The following is an 18,332-nucleotide window of genomic DNA, read 5'->3' on the forward strand; positions in this document are numbered from 1 at the left end:
CGACAAGGATCTATATCGAAAAAGAATTTGCGATCTGAAATATTCCTATATTTCAAAAAAATTATATTAGAATCGTTTTAAAAAGGTGGGTCGGGAGGGGAATTCCTCCCGACCAAACACAGTCAGGAATCAACCGCCATAGTACATCAACTGGAACCCGTAATAAGGATATAAAATGCCCATCTAATCTAACATTAACTCCCCGGGTCCATACCTTCAGAGCGGTCCGCATTCTACTATCGAGTCTTCGAATCGTCAAGCTCACAAAATAAATAAGATGCAATTTTTGGAAAAAAATTTCATTTGGAAATATCTTTTTTCGAACGCTCGATATTACATCTGCAAAGAAAAGCGGATCATATTCACTATTTGTAATGGTGTTTAAATAGATCGGCCGTATTCCAAACTTTATACTGAGCGTCCAGATTTCCGATCGATACAGAATAATCAGGATAGATAAGCCCCGGTCTTAGATTTGAAATGTATTATAAGACTAAGTTTAGGATTGGAGTTTAAGTTTTAGGGCAAATGTAAAAGGAAATAAAAAAGGCCGGAGGTTAGTCCGGCCTTATATGATTACAGTAGAAACCCGGCAACGTCCTACTCTCCCACACAGCGAACCATGCAGTACCATTAGCGATGAGAGGCTTAACTTCCGTGTTCGGGATGGGAACGGGTGTGACCCTCTCTCTATAATCACCGAGAATCTATAACCAGTATTCCCGGCGGACCTCGGAAGTCTACTTTTTTTCAAAGAAAAAGAAGAAGTTTTTAGGAAGAAGAAGCCGAATTTTCGAAATTTTCCCCCGCCTCTCGGCATCAATCTCAGTTTCAATATTCCAAAGAGAGCGCTCTGACTTCTTCTCTGGAATATGCATCCGGTTTTTTTAATATTTGGACCAAAGCTTTGAATTCTCTCGGAAGAAGTTTTCCTGGATGTTTATTAAAATAATATTTGGAAGATCTATAGATCCCGTTCAATCCACGACCCCAATACACAAGATTCAGATAATATTCCAAAACTCCCTTCTTACCTAATTCTTCGTCCAAGGCCTGGGCAATTCTGATCTCTCTTAGTTTACGTGTTAATGTTTTATCTCTGGATAAAAATAACGTTCTGGCGAGCTGTTGGTCCAAGGTGCTTGCACCTCTTAATCTTCTGAAAAAAAAGACCGCTTGTATTATAGAAGACTGTATATCCGCTAATGAATAACCTCTATGTCTATAGAATCTATAGTCTTCTACCTCTACCAAGTATTCTAAACTTCCCGGAGGTAATTCTTCTATCCTTACCCAATCGTTTTCGAGAGGAACCGACTCCAAGTTTTCCGGCAGGTAGACTAATTTATTCTCTCTGAATAAGATCCTTTTTTCAGGAAAAGTTTGGTAATAGATAAGAAGAAGGAATACTAATACCAGAATACTTCTGATCCCAAAGAAAAACCATCTATGTAAGAAATGATCCCCTTCTCTCATTGGACTTCAGGGTTGTTTTGTTTATCGTAAATCAAAAATACTTCCTGCTCTATCTGTTCGGAAGATACAAGTTTCCAATCCGATTTATCAAAGTTAAAATATGCCTCTTCTCCACCTGTGATCGAAGGCAGCCCGGATTTTCCTATAAAGAACGGAACTATAGTAAGATAAAGTCTATCCACGAGTCCTTTTCTGAAAAAGGAATCATTCAGTCTTGGTCCTCCTTCTAAAAGTATTTTGGAATGTCCTCTTTTTTCCAATTCTTTCAGGATGATCTCCGGATCCAGATCTTCTCCCTCTAATGGAAGTATCTCCGCAAACTCCGATAATTCGGATCTAACCTGGGATTCATTTTTAGAAGTGCAGAATATGAGCGGTTTCACTTTAGAAAAATGGAATACTTTTCTATCGGAAGGTAATGTCCCGGTCCTAACAAGTAGAACGGCCCTCGGCTCCTTCTCCGATTCGACATACCTAAGATGAGTGACTGGATCGTCGTTGAGAAGGCTGTTTTTGCCTAGGATGAGTGCGTCCGCTTCGGAGCGGATCTGGTCCATTCTTCTTTTATCATTTCTAGAAGAAAGGCCGTACCATTTTCCGTCGGGACGGCATACCTTTCCGTCCAAGGTCATTGCCATATTCACGGCTAAAAAGGGACGGCTCATTGAGGTTTGGAAGCTAAGGTTTCGGAAAGCAATTTGAGAACTCTTCCTCTGCAGGTCCCGCAGCCGGTACAACAACTTGTGTCTCTCATCAATTTACCCAAAGTGTCATTCCCTCTGCGGATAGAATTTGTAATATCCTCTTCGGATACTTGGTTGCATACGCAAACCTTTCTGGGTCGCATCAGGGCGTTTAGGTCTATTTGACTAAAGTCGGAAGAATTCATCAGGCCTTCTAATTATTGGACGCCGAAAGCAAAACCATCACTCAGGCTAAACATAAGAAGGCCAGGATCAAGAGAATTTTTTTCTATCTGGTAAACGAATTAGTCCACTATACGGACTGAGAACCCAAAGGTTCTATAACGGATTCCAGAAGGGATATTTCTCGTTGACAACCGGACTTTGAAGCTCATCCTCATTCGGAAAATTCCATAAAGGAAACCTACAGAATGCAAGTGACCAAACGCGCTCCCTTAAGGGAAATTTTCGGATGGTGCATGTTCGATTTCGCCAATTCTAGTTATACCACTGTAATCATAACAGTCATCTACTGCAGAGTTTTCGCCGAAGTAATCGTTCCAACCTCCTCCAATCCGGCAAATCCATACGAGGACGGGAATTTTTTATTCGGATTAGCTTTATTTTTCTCTTATCTATTAGTAGTACTGACCGGTCCGTTATTCGGGGCTATCTCCGACTTCTCCGCTAAAAAGAAAACATTCCTTTTTTGGAGTTATCTCAGCTGTGTGATCAGCACCGCAGCTTTTTGGTTAGTATCCACTCCAGGTTCTTGGGAATTAGGTTTTGCTTTAATCATTCTTTCCAACTTCTTCTTCGCTTCCGGAGAAAACTTTGCCTCTTCTTTCCTGCCTCATTTAGGCCCTAAGGAAGAATTAGGAAAAATTTCAGGGTATGCTTGGGGAGTCGGGTATATGGGAGGACTTCTTTCCGTATTTTTGGTCCAGACTCTTGTGGCACCTTCCATCGATCCTGCGATCTACGGATCTCTTAGATTTGTAGGACCTCTTACAGCGTTATTCTTCCTGTTAGCTGGAATTCCAACATTCTTACTTTTGAAAGAATACCAGCCGGCTATCAAAATACCTGAGGGGCAAAGTTACCTCACTATAGGTTTTAAACAATTATCGGAGAGTATCAAGTCGATAAGACATTTCAAAGACCTGGTCATCTATTTGATCTCTCTATTTTTCTCAATGGCTGCTCTTGCTATCGTGATCGCATTTGCATTCTTATACGGGAACCAAGAGATCAAGATCACATCCGGACAAGAAGCTGCATTATTCGTATTACTTCAATTTTTCGCGATGATAGGCGCGATATTCTTCGGGTTTGTTCAGGATAAGATCGGAGCTAAAAGAACTTTCAATATCACTTTGGTATTCTGGATATTCTGTTTGATCGGAATTTATTTCGTAAGAGAGATCACCGGTTTTGTAAACGGGTTAGGTGTCGATATCTCTGTGCAATGGGTGTTCGTGATCTTTGGAACTCTTGCAGGTTCCGGCGTTGGATCCACTCAATCAGCAAGTAGAGCAATTGTAGGGGTCTTCTCCCCTGAATCCAAGTCTGGAGAATTTTTCGGTCTCTGGGGTCTTTCCGGAAAATTGGCGGCCGCTATCGGAGTTTTTGCGATCGGTATATTACAGAAAATTTTCGATCTAAGAAATGCATTCTTAGTGGTTGCAGTGTTCTTCTTTATCTCTTTGATCATCAATATATTCGTGAATGAAAAAAGAGGGATCGAAAAAGCGAAGGATTGGGAAAGAAACGGAGGACATTAGTCCTCCTTCTTCCAAGCTTTTGCTTGTAATCTTTAAACTTCTCGTTTATACTTAAAACGTGGCAGGCACAGAGTTCCATACAGAGGATGAATTCGAATCCCACCAAAGCCAAAGAAAATTGGCTTTGGCGACTATGGACGAATTGACCCAAACCAAATTGGATCTTTTGGATGCCGGTAAAGAAATTCCTAAATTTCTAAACTACGCCATCTCCTACTTAAATCGTAAATATCTCACAGAAGAAAAAGTGATCAGCGACTTGATCGTAAGAAGAGATTCCGCGAGTTGATCACTCGTCGTCATCGTCCTTTTCTTTTTCCGCTTCTATCCGTATTTCAGAGATTACTGCCTGGGCCTCGTCAAAGATCGGCGTCAGGGTAGAAGTATCCGAATCTATTTCACTCACGGTATCTTCCAGATAATAAGTGCCTTGGGTTGTTAAGAAAAAGAATCGGACCTGATCTAGGTCTGGATTCGGGGTCCAACGGACCTTCTTCCCTTGTTTCCAAAGATACGCATATTTGTGGATAAGACGTACGGAACTTTTTTTAATACTTTCTCTTCCTCCACCGCCGATGAAAGAAGCTCCTGAAGTTAAGAAGATACTCGCGTCTCCGGAAAGAAATGTGGCTAAAGTAACTATCTCTCTTTGGGTAGGCCAGTCCATGATGATCCCATAAACGACCGTTTTACCCTTCGGGTTTTGGATCCCTATATCATCATATTCAGTTTCGAATGCGAGTTCTCTTAATTCTTTATACGGTGTCTTATCAATAGAGGGAGTACACGCCGAGAACAGCAGAATACTGATTATATTATAAAAACTAAATTTGGATAGAAGGCTCAAAAACTTCTCTGACATGAGAATACACCGCTTTATTTTCCAAAGGAATATCTTTGGAAACCTATCCTGATAGACATCAGGAAAGACTCCTTTTTGCAAAAAGACGGAAAGGAATTTAAGAAAAATTGCTGGATCCGAAAAAATCAAATCCTTCTTATTTCTTTTTAGCCTTTTTCTTAGGAGACTTAGATACTGCTTTTTTCTTGGGAGAAACTTTTTTAGGAACGGTTTTCTTCTTAGCGGGTTTTTTCTTAGAGACCGTCTTTTTTTTACCTTCTTCACTTACGGTAAGGCTTGGGTCTCTTTCCATATTTTTAATGTGAGAAGTATGCCTGAATCTAAGTGCGGACCAATCATCGTCTATAGAGATCAATCTTACACCTTCGAAACTGATCTTTCCAAGAGGATCCCAGCCTGCATCCCTATGAATGGATACATTATATTTACGGGATGTCTTCTTGGGATAGGCTAACCATAAAAGTCCATCGTCTATTAAGGTAGTTGGAACCATAGAAGCAATATTACGGATCTCAACTTCGGTTTGAACGAATGCAAGTATGAGTCTGTATCTTTTTCCGGACCTTAGTGCTCGATCGACCGGAGCCCCTAAACTGGAAAGTGCGGGTTCGAATTCATAAGGAGAAGATAAAACACAAATCTCCCCTTCGCCGGGTTTGAATTGTAATTTACCGAACACGGAATGGATAGCCATCGGTAAATAGAATCCTTTTCGCCAAGAAAAGGCAAGCGAGAAACCGAAAACATTTTTTTGATCCAATTACATATCCATTGGATATTCTTAAAATACCGACCTTACCCCTGTTTATGGGATACATTGTTTTACCTAGGTAGATAACAATTGTTATCCAATGACTAGGAACTAACGTCATGCGCTAAAGGATAAGCTAGTAAGAAGTTTCTACGACAAGAGATACGGATAGTTTTGCCACAGATTTTCCTTTTTCTGGAGCCGGGGAAGAACCACAGTATACTGATATATCTCAAACAAAAAAAGGCGAACCGATCGGTCCGCCTTCCCCTTATTCTAAAGTTGTAAAATTCCTCTTATTGGAATTCCAACATTTTAGAAACCAGTCTTTTCTGGTTCAACTCAAGGTCTCTCAGTTTATGGCGAACGTTCTTGTCCACCTTACGAAGGTATTTCTTATACGTTACGATAATCTGTTTTTGTTTATTATAAGGTAGTGGATTGGTTTCCTCATGTAGTTTGGTCTCCACACTAGGAGCCATGGACTGAACAGGAGTATCCGGCCAGATCAATTCAGTATCGTGGCTGGAGTAATATTCCAATTTGATCTCTTTATTATTGTTCGGAGTTCTTTTTCCTTCACTTCCGATCTGAGGTCCTTTTGGATCCACGTTGATCACTCTGCGCATCTCTCTTACGAAAATTTCTCCGTTGGAGTTCGTACGTTTGAATTGCATAATGATCTTTTCTAATTTTTCAGGATTACTTCCCGGATAGATAAAGATACGTGCGTTATAAAGATAAGTTTTAGGGAAGTCCCAGAAAGATTCTCCGGAACCCATATCCAATTCCAGATAAGGTTTATTATCCCTGTCTGTTTTTAAGAACTGAGGTAATTCCTGAGGTTCGTCACCGATATAACGTAACGCTTTTTTGGTGGTTTCCATCTGAAGGATCTTATTGATCTGATGGATATTTTGAGAGATAGAAGCGTGCAAATTATCTATCTCAATATCGGAAAACCCTGCCTTACGAATTGCTTCGATCTGGCGTTCTATTTCTCTTTCTTCCATCGTTAGGATTTTAGGAGCCCCATCTATTTGTATGAATACGGCTAAAAGAGAAATTATAAGAAAGATAAGGGTTTTCATTAGATGCCTTCCTTCTAAATATCGAAAAGACTATACCCTATTCTTGATCCTAAAAAGGATTTTTTCAGGGTTCTTTCCTAATTATGCCTCGAATCTTCCGCCCGAATGCCTATTTCGAAGAAGAACTCCGACTTGGAAAATTATTTCCGAGAGAGTTAGAGGCCAGGAATTCGGTCTTAGAATCCTCTTTTTTAGTCTTAAACTCTTTCCCGGACTCTGCAAAAATTTTAGCCCACTCTCCTCCCGAAGAAAATTGGATCAAATATTGGAGGGAGAAGGGAATACAGATCCCAAAACCTATTCTTCTCAGAAATCTAAAACAATCTTTGCAAAAGGAAAAAGAGATCCAATTGGAAGAGTGGGGAAAAATCTCCCGTTGGAATTCCAACACCGGAAATTTAGAGATAGATCAAACACTTGCAGATCCCGCAAAAACGTACGGATCTAAATTAAACCAAAACGATTGGAACCGAGAACATAATGAAGATCTAATTTCTTATTCCATCCGTAATTCAGAAGATTGGGAGACATTCATAAAAAAGGAAAAAGATCATTTCTCTCCGGATCAAAAATTCGTTTTTAAGACCGAGTTTGGATTTGCAGGCGCTCAGAAGTTTAGAGATGTTTCCGGGTTAAAAGATCTAGCCTATCTATTCTTAAAGGTAAAAAGAGAACCTTTTTTGATCGAGACCTGGGCAGATAGAACCAAAGATTTTAGCTTATTATTCTCCGCAAAAAACGGAGAATATAAAATAGAAGAAGGTACGATCCTACTCAACGATCATAAAGGAAAATACTCAGGGACCTGGATGGGAGAATTTTTTGAAATCGAAAATTATCTTTCCGGAATGTCGGAAAGTTTTTCTAAGATCTCCAAATTCCATCCAAACTACGAAGGATATGGTTCCGTGGATTCTTTCTTTTATCGTTCTAAAGGGATCCAAATTTTGCGTAAAATTTCGGAAGTCAATTTCAGATGGACTATGGGCTGTTTATTATTGGAGCTTCGACGTAGATTTCCTAAGGAGGGAAACGATCTTCTTCTTTTCTTACCCAAAGTCCAAAACTCAGATCCTTATTCTAGATTAAAAATTTGGGAGAAGGAAACAGGCTGGGAAATTCTTCCACTTTCCACATTCTTCTCCCCTTATAGAAGACCGAACCAGAAAAACCTAATTTGGGTCCGTCTCCCGGCCCAAAAAAACCAAGATCCTTGGGAAGAGGCCAAAATCGTTTCGGAAAGCGGCATCCGAGTTCTGGGTCCCTGAAATGTACTTGTGATTCTTTACCTGCCTCCGAGACTGGTTCCAATCCCTTCGGGGAACTCAGCCTGCAGATATTACTCAGGTTTCAGGAAAAGAGATGGAACTGTTTCTCAATTACGCGCTGTATATTATCGTAAGTATCGGATTCTTGATTCCCTTCACTGGATTTGTTGTCGGAGCGGGAGCGATCGTAAATGCTACCGTTGCTGGATTTGCCGTTAACTTGTTGGCTCAAATCGTAGAAGAGGACAGACTCAAGGCTTATCTCGAAAAGAATAAGTCCACTATGATCGGTCAGGCTTTAATCAAAGCTATCGAAGCAGGTAAGACTAAACTAGCACCTGGTTCAGTTTCTTCTCATGCAGAAGAACATGGTCATGGCGGACATCATCTGATCTCCGTTCAGACTTACTCTCTTGTGTTTGCTGCACTGATCGTTGGAACTATCATCACCGTATTGGTAGCTCAAGTTGACTTCGGAGCAATGAACACTGTAATCGCTATGCTTGTAGCGACCATCAAAGCTTCCTTAGTATTAGCTTACTTCATGCACCTTAAATATGATAACGTAATGAACAGAGTGATCTTCGGATCCGGCTTCTTGTTCTTACTTCTTCTGTTCGGATTCTCCGTAGCGGATATCTACACAAGAGCAAAAATTTTCGCCGGCTTCCCTTACTAATAATAAGACAGCATATGCGAGTATTTCAAAAGAACCGGCTTCAAGCCGGTTTTTTTGTAGCCTAAGGTTTTCCTTCCAGCGCAAGAAATAGGCTTGAAGACAGGGTTGGTAGACGTTAAAGTCTGCGCAATCGATTCGGTTTGGTCCGGCCTACTTTTCAGAAGAAGAAAAAGTTAAACTCAATCAAATATTCGGAAATTTGAACATGATCCTATTAGAACGTTACAGTCTAGGTTTCTTACTACCGGGGATCATTTTATGTTTTGCCTGTATCGAAAAAGTTCCTGAGATCAAAAAAACAATCGAGATCCCTGAACTTGGTTTAGTGTTAAATTACGAAGGATGGATCTATGAAGAATATGATTCAAACCGAGATAGTTCAGATCCGAATCGTTCTAAGAATAAAAGAGAATCCCAAAACGATAAAAATATTAAGGTGATGTTCTATCTTTTCGAGCCTGAACAAAACAAGGGTTCCGAGATCAGGACCAATATCAATTTTGTGTCGGAACCGATCCCTGCAAAATATTCCAAAGCAACCTTAGAAGATTACGTGGCTTCTATCAGCGGATTGTATTCGAATATATATAAAGAATACGAAATACTTTCGGTTCCTCAAAAATGCGGTTTCGGAAAAGAGAAATGTATCTTTTTTGAATCCAAGTTCGTTCTTCCAAACACTCCGGAAAAAAAACAGATCCGGACCCTTCAATGGATCTTTTTCAAAGAAGGAAATGTTTATATATTTACTGGAACAGTGCCTGAGTCGGAGTTTTCGGAGAAGAATAAAAAGATCTTAAACACGATCCAAACTCTGACTGAAAAGATATAACCCTCGATTAACTGCGTCTTAAAGACTTAGGCTTTTTATCTTCCGTAATATCTTCGTAGTCTACTAGAAGTTTGTAGATCGAGACCGCGTCCTTCCAGATATGGATCCTACCTTCCTTGTTCAGATTCCGAACATACTCATTTACTTCTGAAAGGCGGGATCTAAAGAAATAGAATAACTTTTTATCTTCTATCGCTATATGGCTTACCAGCCAATCCTTTAAATCCTGGATCAAAATTGCCAAAGATTCCAGCTCTTCCTTTTCACTTCTTTCTATCATATCGTTAATTAGAATATTAAATCTCTCATGTTGTTTTTGGTGATTTTTTTCACCGATATAATGGAAATTATGCATGATAGCTTCTTCCGTATTAAAATGTTCACGGATATATTCTATCGTTTCATAGATGGCTTCCTTTAACTGAGCGCTCAAGGAGTCCGCGTCTATCTCTTGTTTTAATCTTTGTTTATATAGTTTGTCCGTTTTTACCAATAGTTGTAAAAGCCATAGGTGTTGGATATCCACGATCGCGATCCCGGTTTTGAGTTTATATCGATACCATAGGTCCGAGATCAGTTTTAGATTTTCTTCTCCCAGTTTTTTGAATTCTATAGAGACCTCTTGTCTTCCGGAGAACAAAACCAACTGGTATAATCTTTCAATCTCATCCGCATAACTGGACGCATGTAAATGCCTCTGCATCCAATCCGTTACTTTATCATCAACATGGACCATAGCAGCATCCACGTATTGTCTGTCCTCGCTCAGTATATGTCTAAACAGCCATTTTTTTAGGTTTTTAAGAAGATCCAAAACCGCGTTCTCAAAATCTCCTTCGAAACTTTTACGGACACGGTTCCTTAAAGCGGTGATAAACCGCATATGTTGTAATCTATGTTGTCCTAGTTTTGTGTAGCCGATACTCTCTAAAAGTTTTTCTTCAAGAGCGAAATGTTCCGTCGCATAATCCAAGGTTTTAGAAAGCGCATTCGTAAATGTAACTTCCAATTCGGATCTAGTTCCCGACTCCAGTTTATCTTCCAAGTCCGCAAGGATCCCGATCAACCACAGATGTTGTTTGTCTATTTCAGGAATTCCTAAAGAAAGATCGAATGTCTTCCAAATGCCTCTGATTTTTTCTATAACCCTTTCGTCATACATGAGATCATCCTTATAGCTGTTTTACGGAAAACTGTTACAAGGATTCGTGAGTAAGCTTCAGAACGAATCAGAAATCGAACGAAAGGAATTGATTTATATCAAATGGAAAGAAGAGAGATATTCAAAAAGTAAATCAAATGCCGTATCTTTTGATGATAGACTTTGCTTCTTCTACAAAAGAATTTTCTTCTTCTTTTGTGAAAGGTTTGAATACGTTCTCTTGGAATCTTTTCGCTAATTGTATGTATTCCAAACAACCTGCGATACTCATCTCGGGTTTTGCTTTTTTTTCGTAAATGACGATGTCCCCGTTCTTAGGGAGCACCATAGCTCTCGGAGGAATTTTTTTACCACCTCGGATCATACAACCCGCAAGTATCATCGCACCGTCTCCGATCACTGCCTCGTCCAAAATGACAACACCGATCCCGATCAAACAACCCTTACCGATCTTACAACCGTGAAGCATCGTATTATGACCTACTAATGTATAATCATCTATGAATAAGCTTCCGGTAGAATCAGTATGAAGAGTGCTATTATCTTGGATATTAACACCTTCACCCAATTTGATCTCATTCAGATCCGCACGAACAACAGCACCCGGCCAGAGAGAAGATAGAGGTCCCATCTCCAACATACCGAATGCAGTCGCAGCCGGATGGATGAATGCTGTCTCGTGAATTTTCATAGTTTAACGAAGAGGATAACCGGAAGAATTTGCGATCTGGATGAGACGATCCGTAATCTCTTTGATCCTTTCCTGGGTTAAATTCTTGTCCTGGCTCAAAAGTTTAAATCTATAAGAAACGGATTTTTTATCTTCCGGAAGATTTCCGCCGGTAAATACGACGGTAACTTTTACGTCCTGTAACTCGGGGAATTTTTCTTGGACAGCCAAGTCACTGAATTTGGAAGAAGATTCATTCAGATCCATCACCAAAGAAAGATCTATCTCCGTTTGAGGGAAATGAGAAGGAGCAGCAAAATAGTTTTTGTTTCTATCTTGGGTCCAAACTTCTAATAAGGAAGCGAACTCAAATCTTCCTAAAATAACTCTCTTCTTGATATCAGCAGTATCCAAAGCGGCAGGATGAGCGTATCCCAACTCTCCCGCTTTTTTACCGGAAACAAATAAGGAAAGAGAAGCCTTAGGATGGAAGTAACTTTTTTCTTCTATCTTCCATTCGATCTCTCTTAAGTTTAAATGTCTTAATACTTTTTCAATGCCGGTCCTTGTTTCTAAAAAATCGGACTCTAAAACATTTAGATCCTTTTCGTTGGACTTCCTACCGAAGGATACCGCCCAAACAAACCATTTTGACTCGTTGAAAGGCTCTTCCGCTTTTTTATAAGTGCGTCCGAACTCGAAAATTCTCAGTTTTTCGAATCGATCAGAATTAAACCTGATATTTTTCAATAGAGAAGGATATAAAGAAGTCCTCAAATAAGCCTGCTCATCCGGCATTGCATTTAGGATCTTAATGGAATCTTTTACTTCTTCAAAAGAATTATCTTTAGAGGAAGCATAAGAATAATTGAATACTTCGTTGTATCCCAGGATTTGGGAGAAGGTCCGTTTTAAATGTTTTTCCAGCTCTCTAGAAAAATTCCGAGTGGGAGGTTTTACATCCGAAGCCAATGGGCGAACCGGAATAGATGCATATCCTAAAGTTCGGCCTATCTCTTCTACTATATCTTCCGGAATGGTGATATCGTAATTATGCCTGTATTTTGGAACAAGAACCTTAACAGTATTTCCCTTCCATTCAGTCGAAAAGGAAAGTTGTTTTAAGATCTTATCCGAAGTAGATTGATCGATCTCTGTTCCTAGTTTTTTATTTAAGAAGTCTAGGCTGACTTCGATCTCCACTTTTTTATCCGCAGTATGAATGTATCCGGAAGGAAGGCTCGCTTTCAGATCAGGACAACCATTCTCTTTCAGAAGATTTAAAGCTCTCTTTATGATCGGAAGAGTGGTTGTTGCTTCGAGCCCTTTTTCGTAACGAACAGAAGACTCGGAACGGATCCCCGTTTTCCGAATGGACTTACGGACGAACTCTCTTGGGAAAACTGCGGATTCTAAAATTACTTTTTTGGAATTGGAATCCACTGCGGTATCTGCACCGCCCATCACACCTGCTATGGCGACACCTTTTTTAGAATTACGAATGATCAGAATTTCAGGATCAAGTTTAGGAGAAGTTTCGTCTAGAAGTAAGAAACTTTCATCCTTCTTCGCGTAATCCACTTCTAATTCAATCCCACCTAGTCCGGATAATTTATCCGAATCAAAGAAATGTGTAGGCTGTCCTGCTTCCAATAATAGATAATTGGAAACATCCACCACATTATTGATCACCCTCACTCCACATTTTTTCAAACGAGAACGAACGGTTTTGTTAGAAGGTTTGATCTGGATTCCTTCGATAGAAGATGAATAATAAGAATGTGCGTATTCCGTTTCTTTTACCTTTGGAGAAGCCAGGTCTTTGGAAAATTCCCAGTTCGTTTCGAAAGGATTGAATTTGATCGGTAAATTTAATTGGGCTGCAAGTTCTCTTGCAAATCCGAAATGGCTCCATAGATCCGGACGATGTGTGATAGATTTATTATCAATATCGAAAATAGTATCTCTGAACCCAAAATACTCTCTTAAGTTCTGACCAGGTTTTGCTTCCGGATCATCCAGGACCATAACACCTGCATCTTCCTCGGATAGTCCCAGTTCTTTTTCGGAACAAAGCATTCCGGAACTTTTTACTCCACGAAGTTCTGACTCTAGGATTTTTTTATCTCCCAACTCCGCACCTGGAATAGCAAGCGGGACCAAGTCCCCTACTTTTAAATTAGGAGCACCTGAAACGATTTGGATCTTATTTTTTCCGTCAGAAACCTGAGCGACTTGGAGTTTATCTGCCTGAGGATGTTTTTCTAAAGATTCGATCTTAACTAAAACAACCTTCTCCAAATGAGAAAAATAATCCTCTACCCCATCCACTTCGCATATAGAAGCCGCAATTTTTTTCAGGATATCCTCGAGGGACACATCCTTAATAGGGGTAAAATCGTTAATCCAATCCAGGGATAATTTCACGTAAACTGTCTCCTAAGGCCGAATATCTGGCGGAGTAGTTTAACAAAAGCGGATAGAGGGGGCTAGTGTCCAGCAGTAAACTATCGTAAGTTTGTCCTGTTATTAATACGTTCTGACCAAAAGTAAAACCCTGATTGCAGGTTCCCCAAAAAGCAGAGCCGAACAGGAATATATAAAACTATATTCGCTTCTCCCTGAAACCCATAAGCAGACTATAAATTCTGGATCCTAAGTGAGTCCATTTTTGCAAACCGATCTAAAATTTTATCCCGGGTAATCAAATCCAGATCATTTGCCTTTGCAGTGGCAAGGATCATTCTGTCGGCAGGATCTCTGTGCATATCCGTCGGCAGTTTGATAAGTTCCTTTGCGACTTCAGGAGAACAATCTATGATCTGAACTAAAGAAGGTCTAGTCGCTAAGTCTAACCATTCGAAAATCGGAAGGTTCAATGATATTCTATCCAATTGGAAAAGAAGAGATAATTCCCATAAAGACACCGCAGCAATAGCAGGAGGTTCGGACAAGCAATCGAGTATTTGCCTCTCTGCAGGTTTCAATTGATCCGAACCGGAGACCCACCAGATCCAGATATGTGTGTCTAATAGAACCATCCAATTCAATCCTTGAAAATCGGAAGGGTAATATCAGACAATTCAGTAACTGAACCTTTGAGTTGGTTTAGGATACGCATCTTTTCAGATTTGGTTGGAATAGAAAGTACGTTAGATCCTTTTTTAAGGTCCTCGTTGCTTTGGGCAGGTTGTTTTACTTTTGGCATTCGATTTGTTTGTGCTAAATTTTTGGATTTTTGTTTCGTCGCAGATTTTATATTCATGCCCGAAGCTTACTATCTTTTAGCCTCAAAGCAAGAAAAATTATATTCAATAAATGGAATATTGATTCCAAGTGCGGAATCTTTATTACTCAGATCCAGGAAGATATGCTTGGAAAAGTTCGAATCTATGATGAATCTCTTTTCCAACTTTTACCTTTCTTAACTCTACTTCAAAATCCTCTTTTACTTTTTGGATCTCGTTTTTAGTTCGATTCATTGCGGATTTTTTTTCGGGTCTTCCTTCCCATTTGAAAGCAGCCTCTTGCCTCATTAGTTTTTCTTCTAATTGGCGAAGAGTGTTTTGGTTGCTGTTTCGGATCTTATACTCTTCTTTTTGGAATAGATCCTTAGTTTGTTCGTATAATTCTTTTTTTCTATCTTCTAATGTAAATTCCAAGGTCTCACATGCGATCACGAAATATTTTTCGGTATCATCGGGCAGTTCGGTCTCGGAAGATCTGAATCGATTCTCTCTGACTGTTTCCGGAAGATTTTCCAATACTTTGGAACTTCCGCTTCGTCGGTTTACCTCCACAACGAACAATTCTTTTCTGTCCAAAGAAAATTTGAATTCTACTATAAATACGAAGTATAAGAAGTTGCCGGAAGTTCTATAAAATCCGATCTTCCAGCCGGATCTATCTTTTAGGAAAGATTGGACTGCTTCTTCGATCAAAGGATGGCCGAATGCCAAAAATTCCAATCCATCGTCTGCCAAAGCAAGTTCCGAATTGAATGTGGCCTTCTTCCCTTTGTAATTTGTACCATCCAATTCATAGACCTGAGGTTTTAAGGTTTTAAGTTTAAAGTTCAGTCGATCCGAATATTTTTTAGCATAACGAACAAAAAAGGTCTCCAAGTGTTGGTTGGTAAAAGATCTTTCCTGTAGAGTGGTTTTATAATAATCTTCTAAATTAAAATCCAATAGTTTAGGAGTGACCAAAGAGCCCAGCTTTTCGAAACCCTTTTTGGCAATCTTAATCCTTTGATCGATTTCCTCTTCTACTTCTTTTAACTTTTTGTTTCCTGTAACAAATCTCATGAAGCTGGAATGAAAATCTAATTCGTCTTCGATTGCTCCAAGTAATTCGTCGGAACCTCCGATAGATTCCTCAAAAAGCCTGATCTTATTGGATAGAACTTCTAAAATTCTCTCTGCAACCGTGTCCTTAGAAGCGAAGTTAAAGATAAATACGTTATCCTTTTGCCCGAATCTATGGATCCTTCCGATCCTTTGTTCGATCTTTAAAGGACTCCAAGGTAAGTCGTAATTAAATAGGACGTTTGCAAACTGAAGGTTACGTCCTTCTCCGCCCGCTTCCGTGCAGATCAAAATTTCAGAGGTTGTTTTGAATTCAGAGATTGCTTCTTCTTTTGCATCCGCGCTCAAAGATCCGTGAAACAAAGTGACTTTGTATTCGGATAAGGTAGAAGCCAAGAAGTCCTGGGTACTTCTGAACTGAGTGAATATTATAAATTTAGGATGTCCTTCTTTTTTGAGCTTTGCAATCGTCTCTTTTAGTTTCTGGCTTTTACGATCTTCTTTGATCTTCTTGCCTAAAAGAATGAGCCTGTTTAAGGATAATAATTCTCTTCTCAGATTTGCAAGATCGGAAGGAGCGGATTCATCCAGATCGGAAACGAAGTCTTCGACTCCTTCCGTTTCGTCCAGGTCCCATTCTTCTAATTTATTGCCGACTGCCTGCAAACGATGGAGTCGATTTTCCAACATGAACTTACGTTTGGACAACGCGGAAAGAAGCGCGAATACGGAAGAATCCAATAATTTTTGGAATACGATCATCACAAATCCGATTGCCCTGTTTTGGGTCCTCATCGCTAGATTATATTCTCTGCGAACATACTCTGTCGTCTCGTTGTAGAACTGTCTTTCTACATCGGATAATTCTATCTTTACGGTTTTGGCGAATCTTTTGGTGAATCCGCCTACTTCTACTTTTCTTCTTCTTAAAAGGACCTTGGAGATCTTCTCTTTTAAGCCGCTCTTATTTCCGAGAACATAATCGTTTATAAAAGTATGATATGGTCCGAGCAGATTCGGGTCCACTAAATGGACCAAATAATACAGTTCTTCTAATTTTCCTCTGAAAGGTGTTGCGGTAAGAAGAAGTAGACATTCACATTTTTTGGCGATCTTCTCCGCGAATAAATAAGCTCTAGTAACTTTATGATAATCCCTTCTTAAACGATGTGCCTCGTCGAAAACTACGATGTCCCATTTTGTTTTTAAGATCTCTTCTGCGTATTTAGGATTTTTAATAAAGTCTACGGAAGTGATTACATGTTTGAAATTTTTCCAGTTTTTCTCACCGGTTGCTAAGAAGTTCTTCCTTTTAACGATCTCAAAGTCTTCGTTAAATTTATTCTTTAATTCCTGTTTCCATTGGACAAGAAGCGGAGAAGGCGCCACGACCAAGACCTTTTTGTATCCTCTACGAAAGATCAGCTCTTTCATTACGAGAGCTGCTTCTATCGTTTTACCAAGTCCTACCTCGTCCGCCAAAATGAATCTAGGCCGGAGAGAATTCACCACCACGAAAGTGGATTCTATCTGATGAGGAAGAAGTCTGGTTCTTGAATTAGATAGCGCGGAAAGTTTATCGTATGCATGGGTGAGCTTTAACTCGAATGCTTGTAGACTTAGATCCAATAATTCAGGGTCCGCAAAAGATTCAGTGAATGCAGTCGGATAAGATCCTATAATTTTGAGTCTGTTAGAATTTTCAGAGACGGTTTTTCTGGTATCAGAAGATGGAAAATAGATCTGGAATTTTCCTGAGTCGGAACTTTCTATCCTTCCAATTCCTAATTCGGGTTCATCCTTGAGATAACAGGAATCCCCTCTGAATCCGCTGGAGGAATCGGATTCGAAATCTAGACTGAGCTGCAAAGTAGAGTCCAAGATCAAACTCCCCTTTTTTCTCCCCAGATATATTTATGGGTCTGCAGTGAAAGACGAAGATCCGTTCTATTATTTTCTTTGATCCAATTTACAAGGATTTCGGGAGAAAGCTCTCCGAATACGGGAGAAGCCAAAAGATTTCCCCTTAATTTAAAACCGTCTATCACTTCCAAAGTTCTATCAAAATCCTTTCTATCTCTAATTACGAATTTGATCTCATCCAAATTATCGTTTCTATCCCGGACAAATTCCAAATTGTCCAAGATCATTTTGTTTTCCATTCCGGAACCGGGGAGTTTATAATCCAGGGTAAAGACCATATTTTCCAAATCGGAGATCGGCTCCGCCCCGTTTGTTTCCACCCTCACCCTCGTATACATCCCCGAAACTTGCCTGGACTGTTTCAATTTTTCCGCCAATGTTTGGCTGAAAATCCTATTCGAATTTTCTAATGGTTCTCCGCCCGTCAGAAGTATTTGTGTGGGAGAAGAAGAAATGGATCCTATCTCCGAGATCACATCTTCTAACTCCATTTGTTTCCCCGCATTCGGAGAAAGAGCGTACGGAGTGTCGCACCAAAGTTTGCGGTTCCCGTCCATTCCGCATCTGAGAGAACATCCCGCGAACCGGACAAAAATTGTGGGCAAACCTGTTGAAATTCCTTCTCCGGAAACGGAGAGATAAATTTCATGAACGACGGATTTCATACTAAGGAATTGGTCTCCAAGGTACAAGATTTTTACCTGCTTTCTTTACAAGAATCCAGAAAAAACCGTTTATTAGAATACCAGAATGATTTTTGGCCCGATCCAGTCAAGATGGGGCGATCAAAATCCCGAAAAAAGCTTGTTGAAAGACATATGTACGTGTAATAAATTTGGAAGCC

18 protein-coding genes, 1 rRNA gene and 1 pseudogene are annotated in these 18,332 nt (G+C 39.8%); 6 read left to right on the forward strand and 14 right to left on the reverse strand.

Features of this window, described 5'->3' with window-relative positions:
• Positions 1-587: 587 nt before the first annotated feature.
• The 4 genes from rrf to EHR06_RS14660 form a co-directional block, all read right to left on the reverse strand.
• Positions 588-704, reverse strand: a 5S ribosomal RNA gene (gene rrf, locus EHR06_RS14645).
• Positions 705-831: 127 nt separating this feature from the next.
• Positions 832-1,476 carry a biosynthetic peptidoglycan transglycosylase gene (locus EHR06_RS14650; protein WP_135757682.1) on the reverse strand — a complete coding sequence of 215 codons (645 nt, stop codon included), beginning with the start codon at positions 1,474-1,476 and terminating at the stop codon, positions 832-834.
• Positions 1,473-2,141 (reverse strand): RibD family protein, encoded by a 669-nt coding sequence (locus tag EHR06_RS14655; RefSeq protein ID WP_135757683.1) that lies wholly within the window; start codon positions 2,139-2,141, stop codon positions 1,473-1,475. Before EHR06_RS14655 ends, EHR06_RS14650 begins: the two co-directional genes overlap by 4 nt.
• Positions 2,138-2,365 (reverse strand): (2Fe-2S)-binding protein, encoded by a 228-nt coding sequence (locus EHR06_RS14660; RefSeq protein ID WP_008589782.1) that lies wholly within the window; start codon positions 2,363-2,365, stop codon positions 2,138-2,140. The genes EHR06_RS14655 and EHR06_RS14660 overlap by 4 nt, the downstream gene beginning before the upstream one ends.
• A gap of 225 nt (positions 2,366-2,590) precedes the next feature.
• Between EHR06_RS14660 and EHR06_RS14665 the strand changes: the two genes are divergently transcribed.
• Positions 2,591-3,943: an MFS transporter gene (locus EHR06_RS14665; protein WP_135757684.1), complete on the forward strand. Its 1,353-nt coding sequence runs from the start codon at positions 2,591-2,593 to the stop codon at positions 3,941-3,943.
• 58 nt (positions 3,944-4,001) lie between these two features.
• A complete protein-coding gene (locus EHR06_RS14670) occupies positions 4,002-4,232 on the forward strand; it encodes a hypothetical protein (protein WP_135757685.1) in 231 nt (76 codons plus the stop codon).
• On the opposite strand, the gene EHR06_RS14675 is transcribed toward EHR06_RS14670, so the two are convergent.
• From EHR06_RS14675 to EHR06_RS14685, 3 genes are all read right to left on the reverse strand, one after another.
• On the reverse strand, positions 4,233-4,805 hold the full coding sequence (locus tag EHR06_RS14675; RefSeq protein ID WP_135757686.1) for a hypothetical protein: 573 nt from the start codon (positions 4,803-4,805) through the stop codon (positions 4,233-4,235).
• 136 nt (positions 4,806-4,941) lie between these two features.
• Positions 4,942-5,499 carry a hypothetical protein gene (locus tag EHR06_RS14680; RefSeq protein WP_135757687.1) on the reverse strand — a complete coding sequence of 186 codons (558 nt, stop codon included), beginning with the start codon at positions 5,497-5,499 and terminating at the stop codon, positions 4,942-4,944.
• 353 nt (positions 5,500-5,852) lie between these two features.
• Positions 5,853-6,647 carry an LIC13212 family protein gene (locus tag EHR06_RS14685; protein WP_135757688.1) on the reverse strand — a complete coding sequence of 265 codons (795 nt, stop codon included), beginning with the start codon at positions 6,645-6,647 and terminating at the stop codon, positions 5,853-5,855.
• A gap of 83 nt (positions 6,648-6,730) precedes the next feature.
• Between EHR06_RS14685 and EHR06_RS14690 the strand changes: the two genes are divergently transcribed.
• From EHR06_RS14690 to EHR06_RS14705, 4 genes and pseudogenes are all read left to right on the forward strand, one after another.
• Positions 6,731-7,915: a hypothetical protein gene (locus tag EHR06_RS14690; protein ID WP_135757689.1), complete on the forward strand. Its 1,185-nt coding sequence runs from the start codon at positions 6,731-6,733 to the stop codon at positions 7,913-7,915.
• A 94-nt stretch (positions 7,916-8,009) separates the two neighbouring features.
• Positions 8,010-8,594 (forward strand): cytochrome C oxidase subunit IV family protein, encoded by a 585-nt coding sequence (locus tag EHR06_RS14695; protein ID WP_135757690.1) that lies wholly within the window; start codon positions 8,010-8,012, stop codon positions 8,592-8,594.
• 81 nt (positions 8,595-8,675) lie between these two features.
• Positions 8,676-8,771 (forward strand): annotated as a pseudogene (locus tag EHR06_RS19275) (DUF3052 domain-containing protein); the annotation flags it as partial.
• A gap of 28 nt (positions 8,772-8,799) precedes the next feature.
• The gene (locus EHR06_RS14705) at positions 8,800-9,426 is read left to right on the forward strand and encodes an LIC_13215 family putative lipoprotein (protein WP_135757691.1); all 627 of its coding nucleotides are present in this window, start codon (positions 8,800-8,802) and stop codon (positions 9,424-9,426) included.
• A gap of 7 nt (positions 9,427-9,433) precedes the next feature.
• Here the strand turns inward: EHR06_RS14705 and EHR06_RS14710 are convergent, their stop codons facing one another.
• The 7 genes from EHR06_RS14710 to EHR06_RS14740 form a co-directional block, all read right to left on the reverse strand.
• Complete coding sequence (locus EHR06_RS14710) at positions 9,434-10,588, reverse strand: bacteriohemerythrin (protein ID WP_135757692.1); 1,155 nt, start codon at positions 10,586-10,588, stop codon at positions 9,434-9,436.
• A gap of 133 nt (positions 10,589-10,721) precedes the next feature.
• Positions 10,722-11,279: a gamma carbonic anhydrase family protein gene (locus EHR06_RS14715; RefSeq protein WP_135757693.1), complete on the reverse strand. Its 558-nt coding sequence runs from the start codon at positions 11,277-11,279 to the stop codon at positions 10,722-10,724.
• Between the two features lie 3 nt (positions 11,280-11,282).
• Positions 11,283-13,685, reverse strand: coding sequence for a phenylalanine--tRNA ligase subunit beta (pheT, locus tag EHR06_RS14720; protein WP_135757694.1), 2,403 nt, complete (start codon positions 13,683-13,685; stop codon positions 11,283-11,285).
• Positions 13,686-13,897: 212 nt separating this feature from the next.
• Positions 13,898-14,299: a type II toxin-antitoxin system VapC family toxin gene (locus EHR06_RS14725; protein WP_135757695.1), complete on the reverse strand. Its 402-nt coding sequence runs from the start codon at positions 14,297-14,299 to the stop codon at positions 13,898-13,900.
• 5 nt (positions 14,300-14,304) lie between these two features.
• Positions 14,305-14,523: a hypothetical protein gene (locus EHR06_RS14730; protein ID WP_135757696.1), complete on the reverse strand. Its 219-nt coding sequence runs from the start codon at positions 14,521-14,523 to the stop codon at positions 14,305-14,307.
• Positions 14,524-14,608: 85 nt separating this feature from the next.
• Complete coding sequence (locus EHR06_RS14735; protein ID WP_135757697.1) at positions 14,609-17,446, reverse strand: DEAD/DEAH box helicase; 2,838 nt, start codon at positions 17,444-17,446, stop codon at positions 14,609-14,611.
• Positions 17,447-17,448: 2 nt separating this feature from the next.
• Positions 17,449-18,153, reverse strand: a complete 705-nt coding sequence (locus EHR06_RS14740) for a 7-carboxy-7-deazaguanine synthase QueE (RefSeq protein WP_135757698.1) — start codon at positions 18,151-18,153, stop codon at positions 17,449-17,451.
• Positions 18,154-18,332 lie beyond the last annotated feature (179 nt).

The sequence above is a fragment of the Leptospira dzoumogneensis genome (assembly GCF_004770895.1).
Taxonomy (GTDB): Bacteria; Spirochaetota; Leptospiria; order Leptospirales; family Leptospiraceae; genus Leptospira_B; species Leptospira_B dzoumogneensis.

What these genes read in the sequence shown, in the direction of transcription:
- EHR06_RS14650 (WP_135757682.1), bottom strand. Translation starts at nt 1,476, where the DNA reads ATGAGAGAAGGGGATCATTTCTTACATAGATGGTTTTTCTTTGGGATC.
- EHR06_RS14655 (WP_135757683.1), bottom strand. Translation starts at nt 2,141, where the DNA reads ATGAGCCGTCCCTTTTTAGCCGTGAATATGGCAATGACCTTGGACGGA.
- EHR06_RS14660 (WP_008589782.1), bottom strand. Translation starts at nt 2,365, where the DNA reads ATGAATTCTTCCGACTTTAGTCAAATAGACCTAAACGCCCTGATGCGA.
- EHR06_RS14665 (WP_135757684.1), top strand. Translation starts at nt 2,591, where the DNA reads ATGCAAGTGACCAAACGCGCTCCCTTAAGGGAAATTTTCGGATGGTGC.
- EHR06_RS14675 (WP_135757686.1), bottom strand. Translation starts at nt 4,805, where the DNA reads ATGTCAGAGAAGTTTTTGAGCCTTCTATCCAAATTTAGTTTTTATAAT.
- EHR06_RS14680 (WP_135757687.1), bottom strand. Translation starts at nt 5,499, where the DNA reads ATGGCTATCCATTCCGTGTTCGGTAAATTACAATTCAAACCCGGCGAA.
- EHR06_RS14685 (WP_135757688.1), bottom strand. Translation starts at nt 6,647, where the DNA reads ATGAAAACCCTTATCTTTCTTATAATTTCTCTTTTAGCCGTATTCATA.
- EHR06_RS14690 (WP_135757689.1), top strand. Translation starts at nt 6,731, where the DNA reads ATGCCTCGAATCTTCCGCCCGAATGCCTATTTCGAAGAAGAACTCCGA.
- EHR06_RS14695 (WP_135757690.1), top strand. Translation starts at nt 8,010, where the DNA reads ATGGAACTGTTTCTCAATTACGCGCTGTATATTATCGTAAGTATCGGA.
- EHR06_RS14705 (WP_135757691.1), top strand. Translation starts at nt 8,800, where the DNA reads ATGATCCTATTAGAACGTTACAGTCTAGGTTTCTTACTACCGGGGATC.
- EHR06_RS14710 (WP_135757692.1), bottom strand. Translation starts at nt 10,588, where the DNA reads ATGTATGACGAAAGGGTTATAGAAAAAATCAGAGGCATTTGGAAGACA.
- EHR06_RS14715 (WP_135757693.1), bottom strand. Translation starts at nt 11,279, where the DNA reads ATGAAAATTCACGAGACAGCATTCATCCATCCGGCTGCGACTGCATTC.
- EHR06_RS14725 (WP_135757695.1), bottom strand. Translation starts at nt 14,299, where the DNA reads ATGGTTCTATTAGACACACATATCTGGATCTGGTGGGTCTCCGGTTCG.
- EHR06_RS14730 (WP_135757696.1), bottom strand. Translation starts at nt 14,523, where the DNA reads ATGAATATAAAATCTGCGACGAAACAAAAATCCAAAAATTTAGCACAA.
- EHR06_RS14740 (WP_135757698.1), bottom strand. Translation starts at nt 18,153, where the DNA reads ATGAAATCCGTCGTTCATGAAATTTATCTCTCCGTTTCCGGAGAAGGA.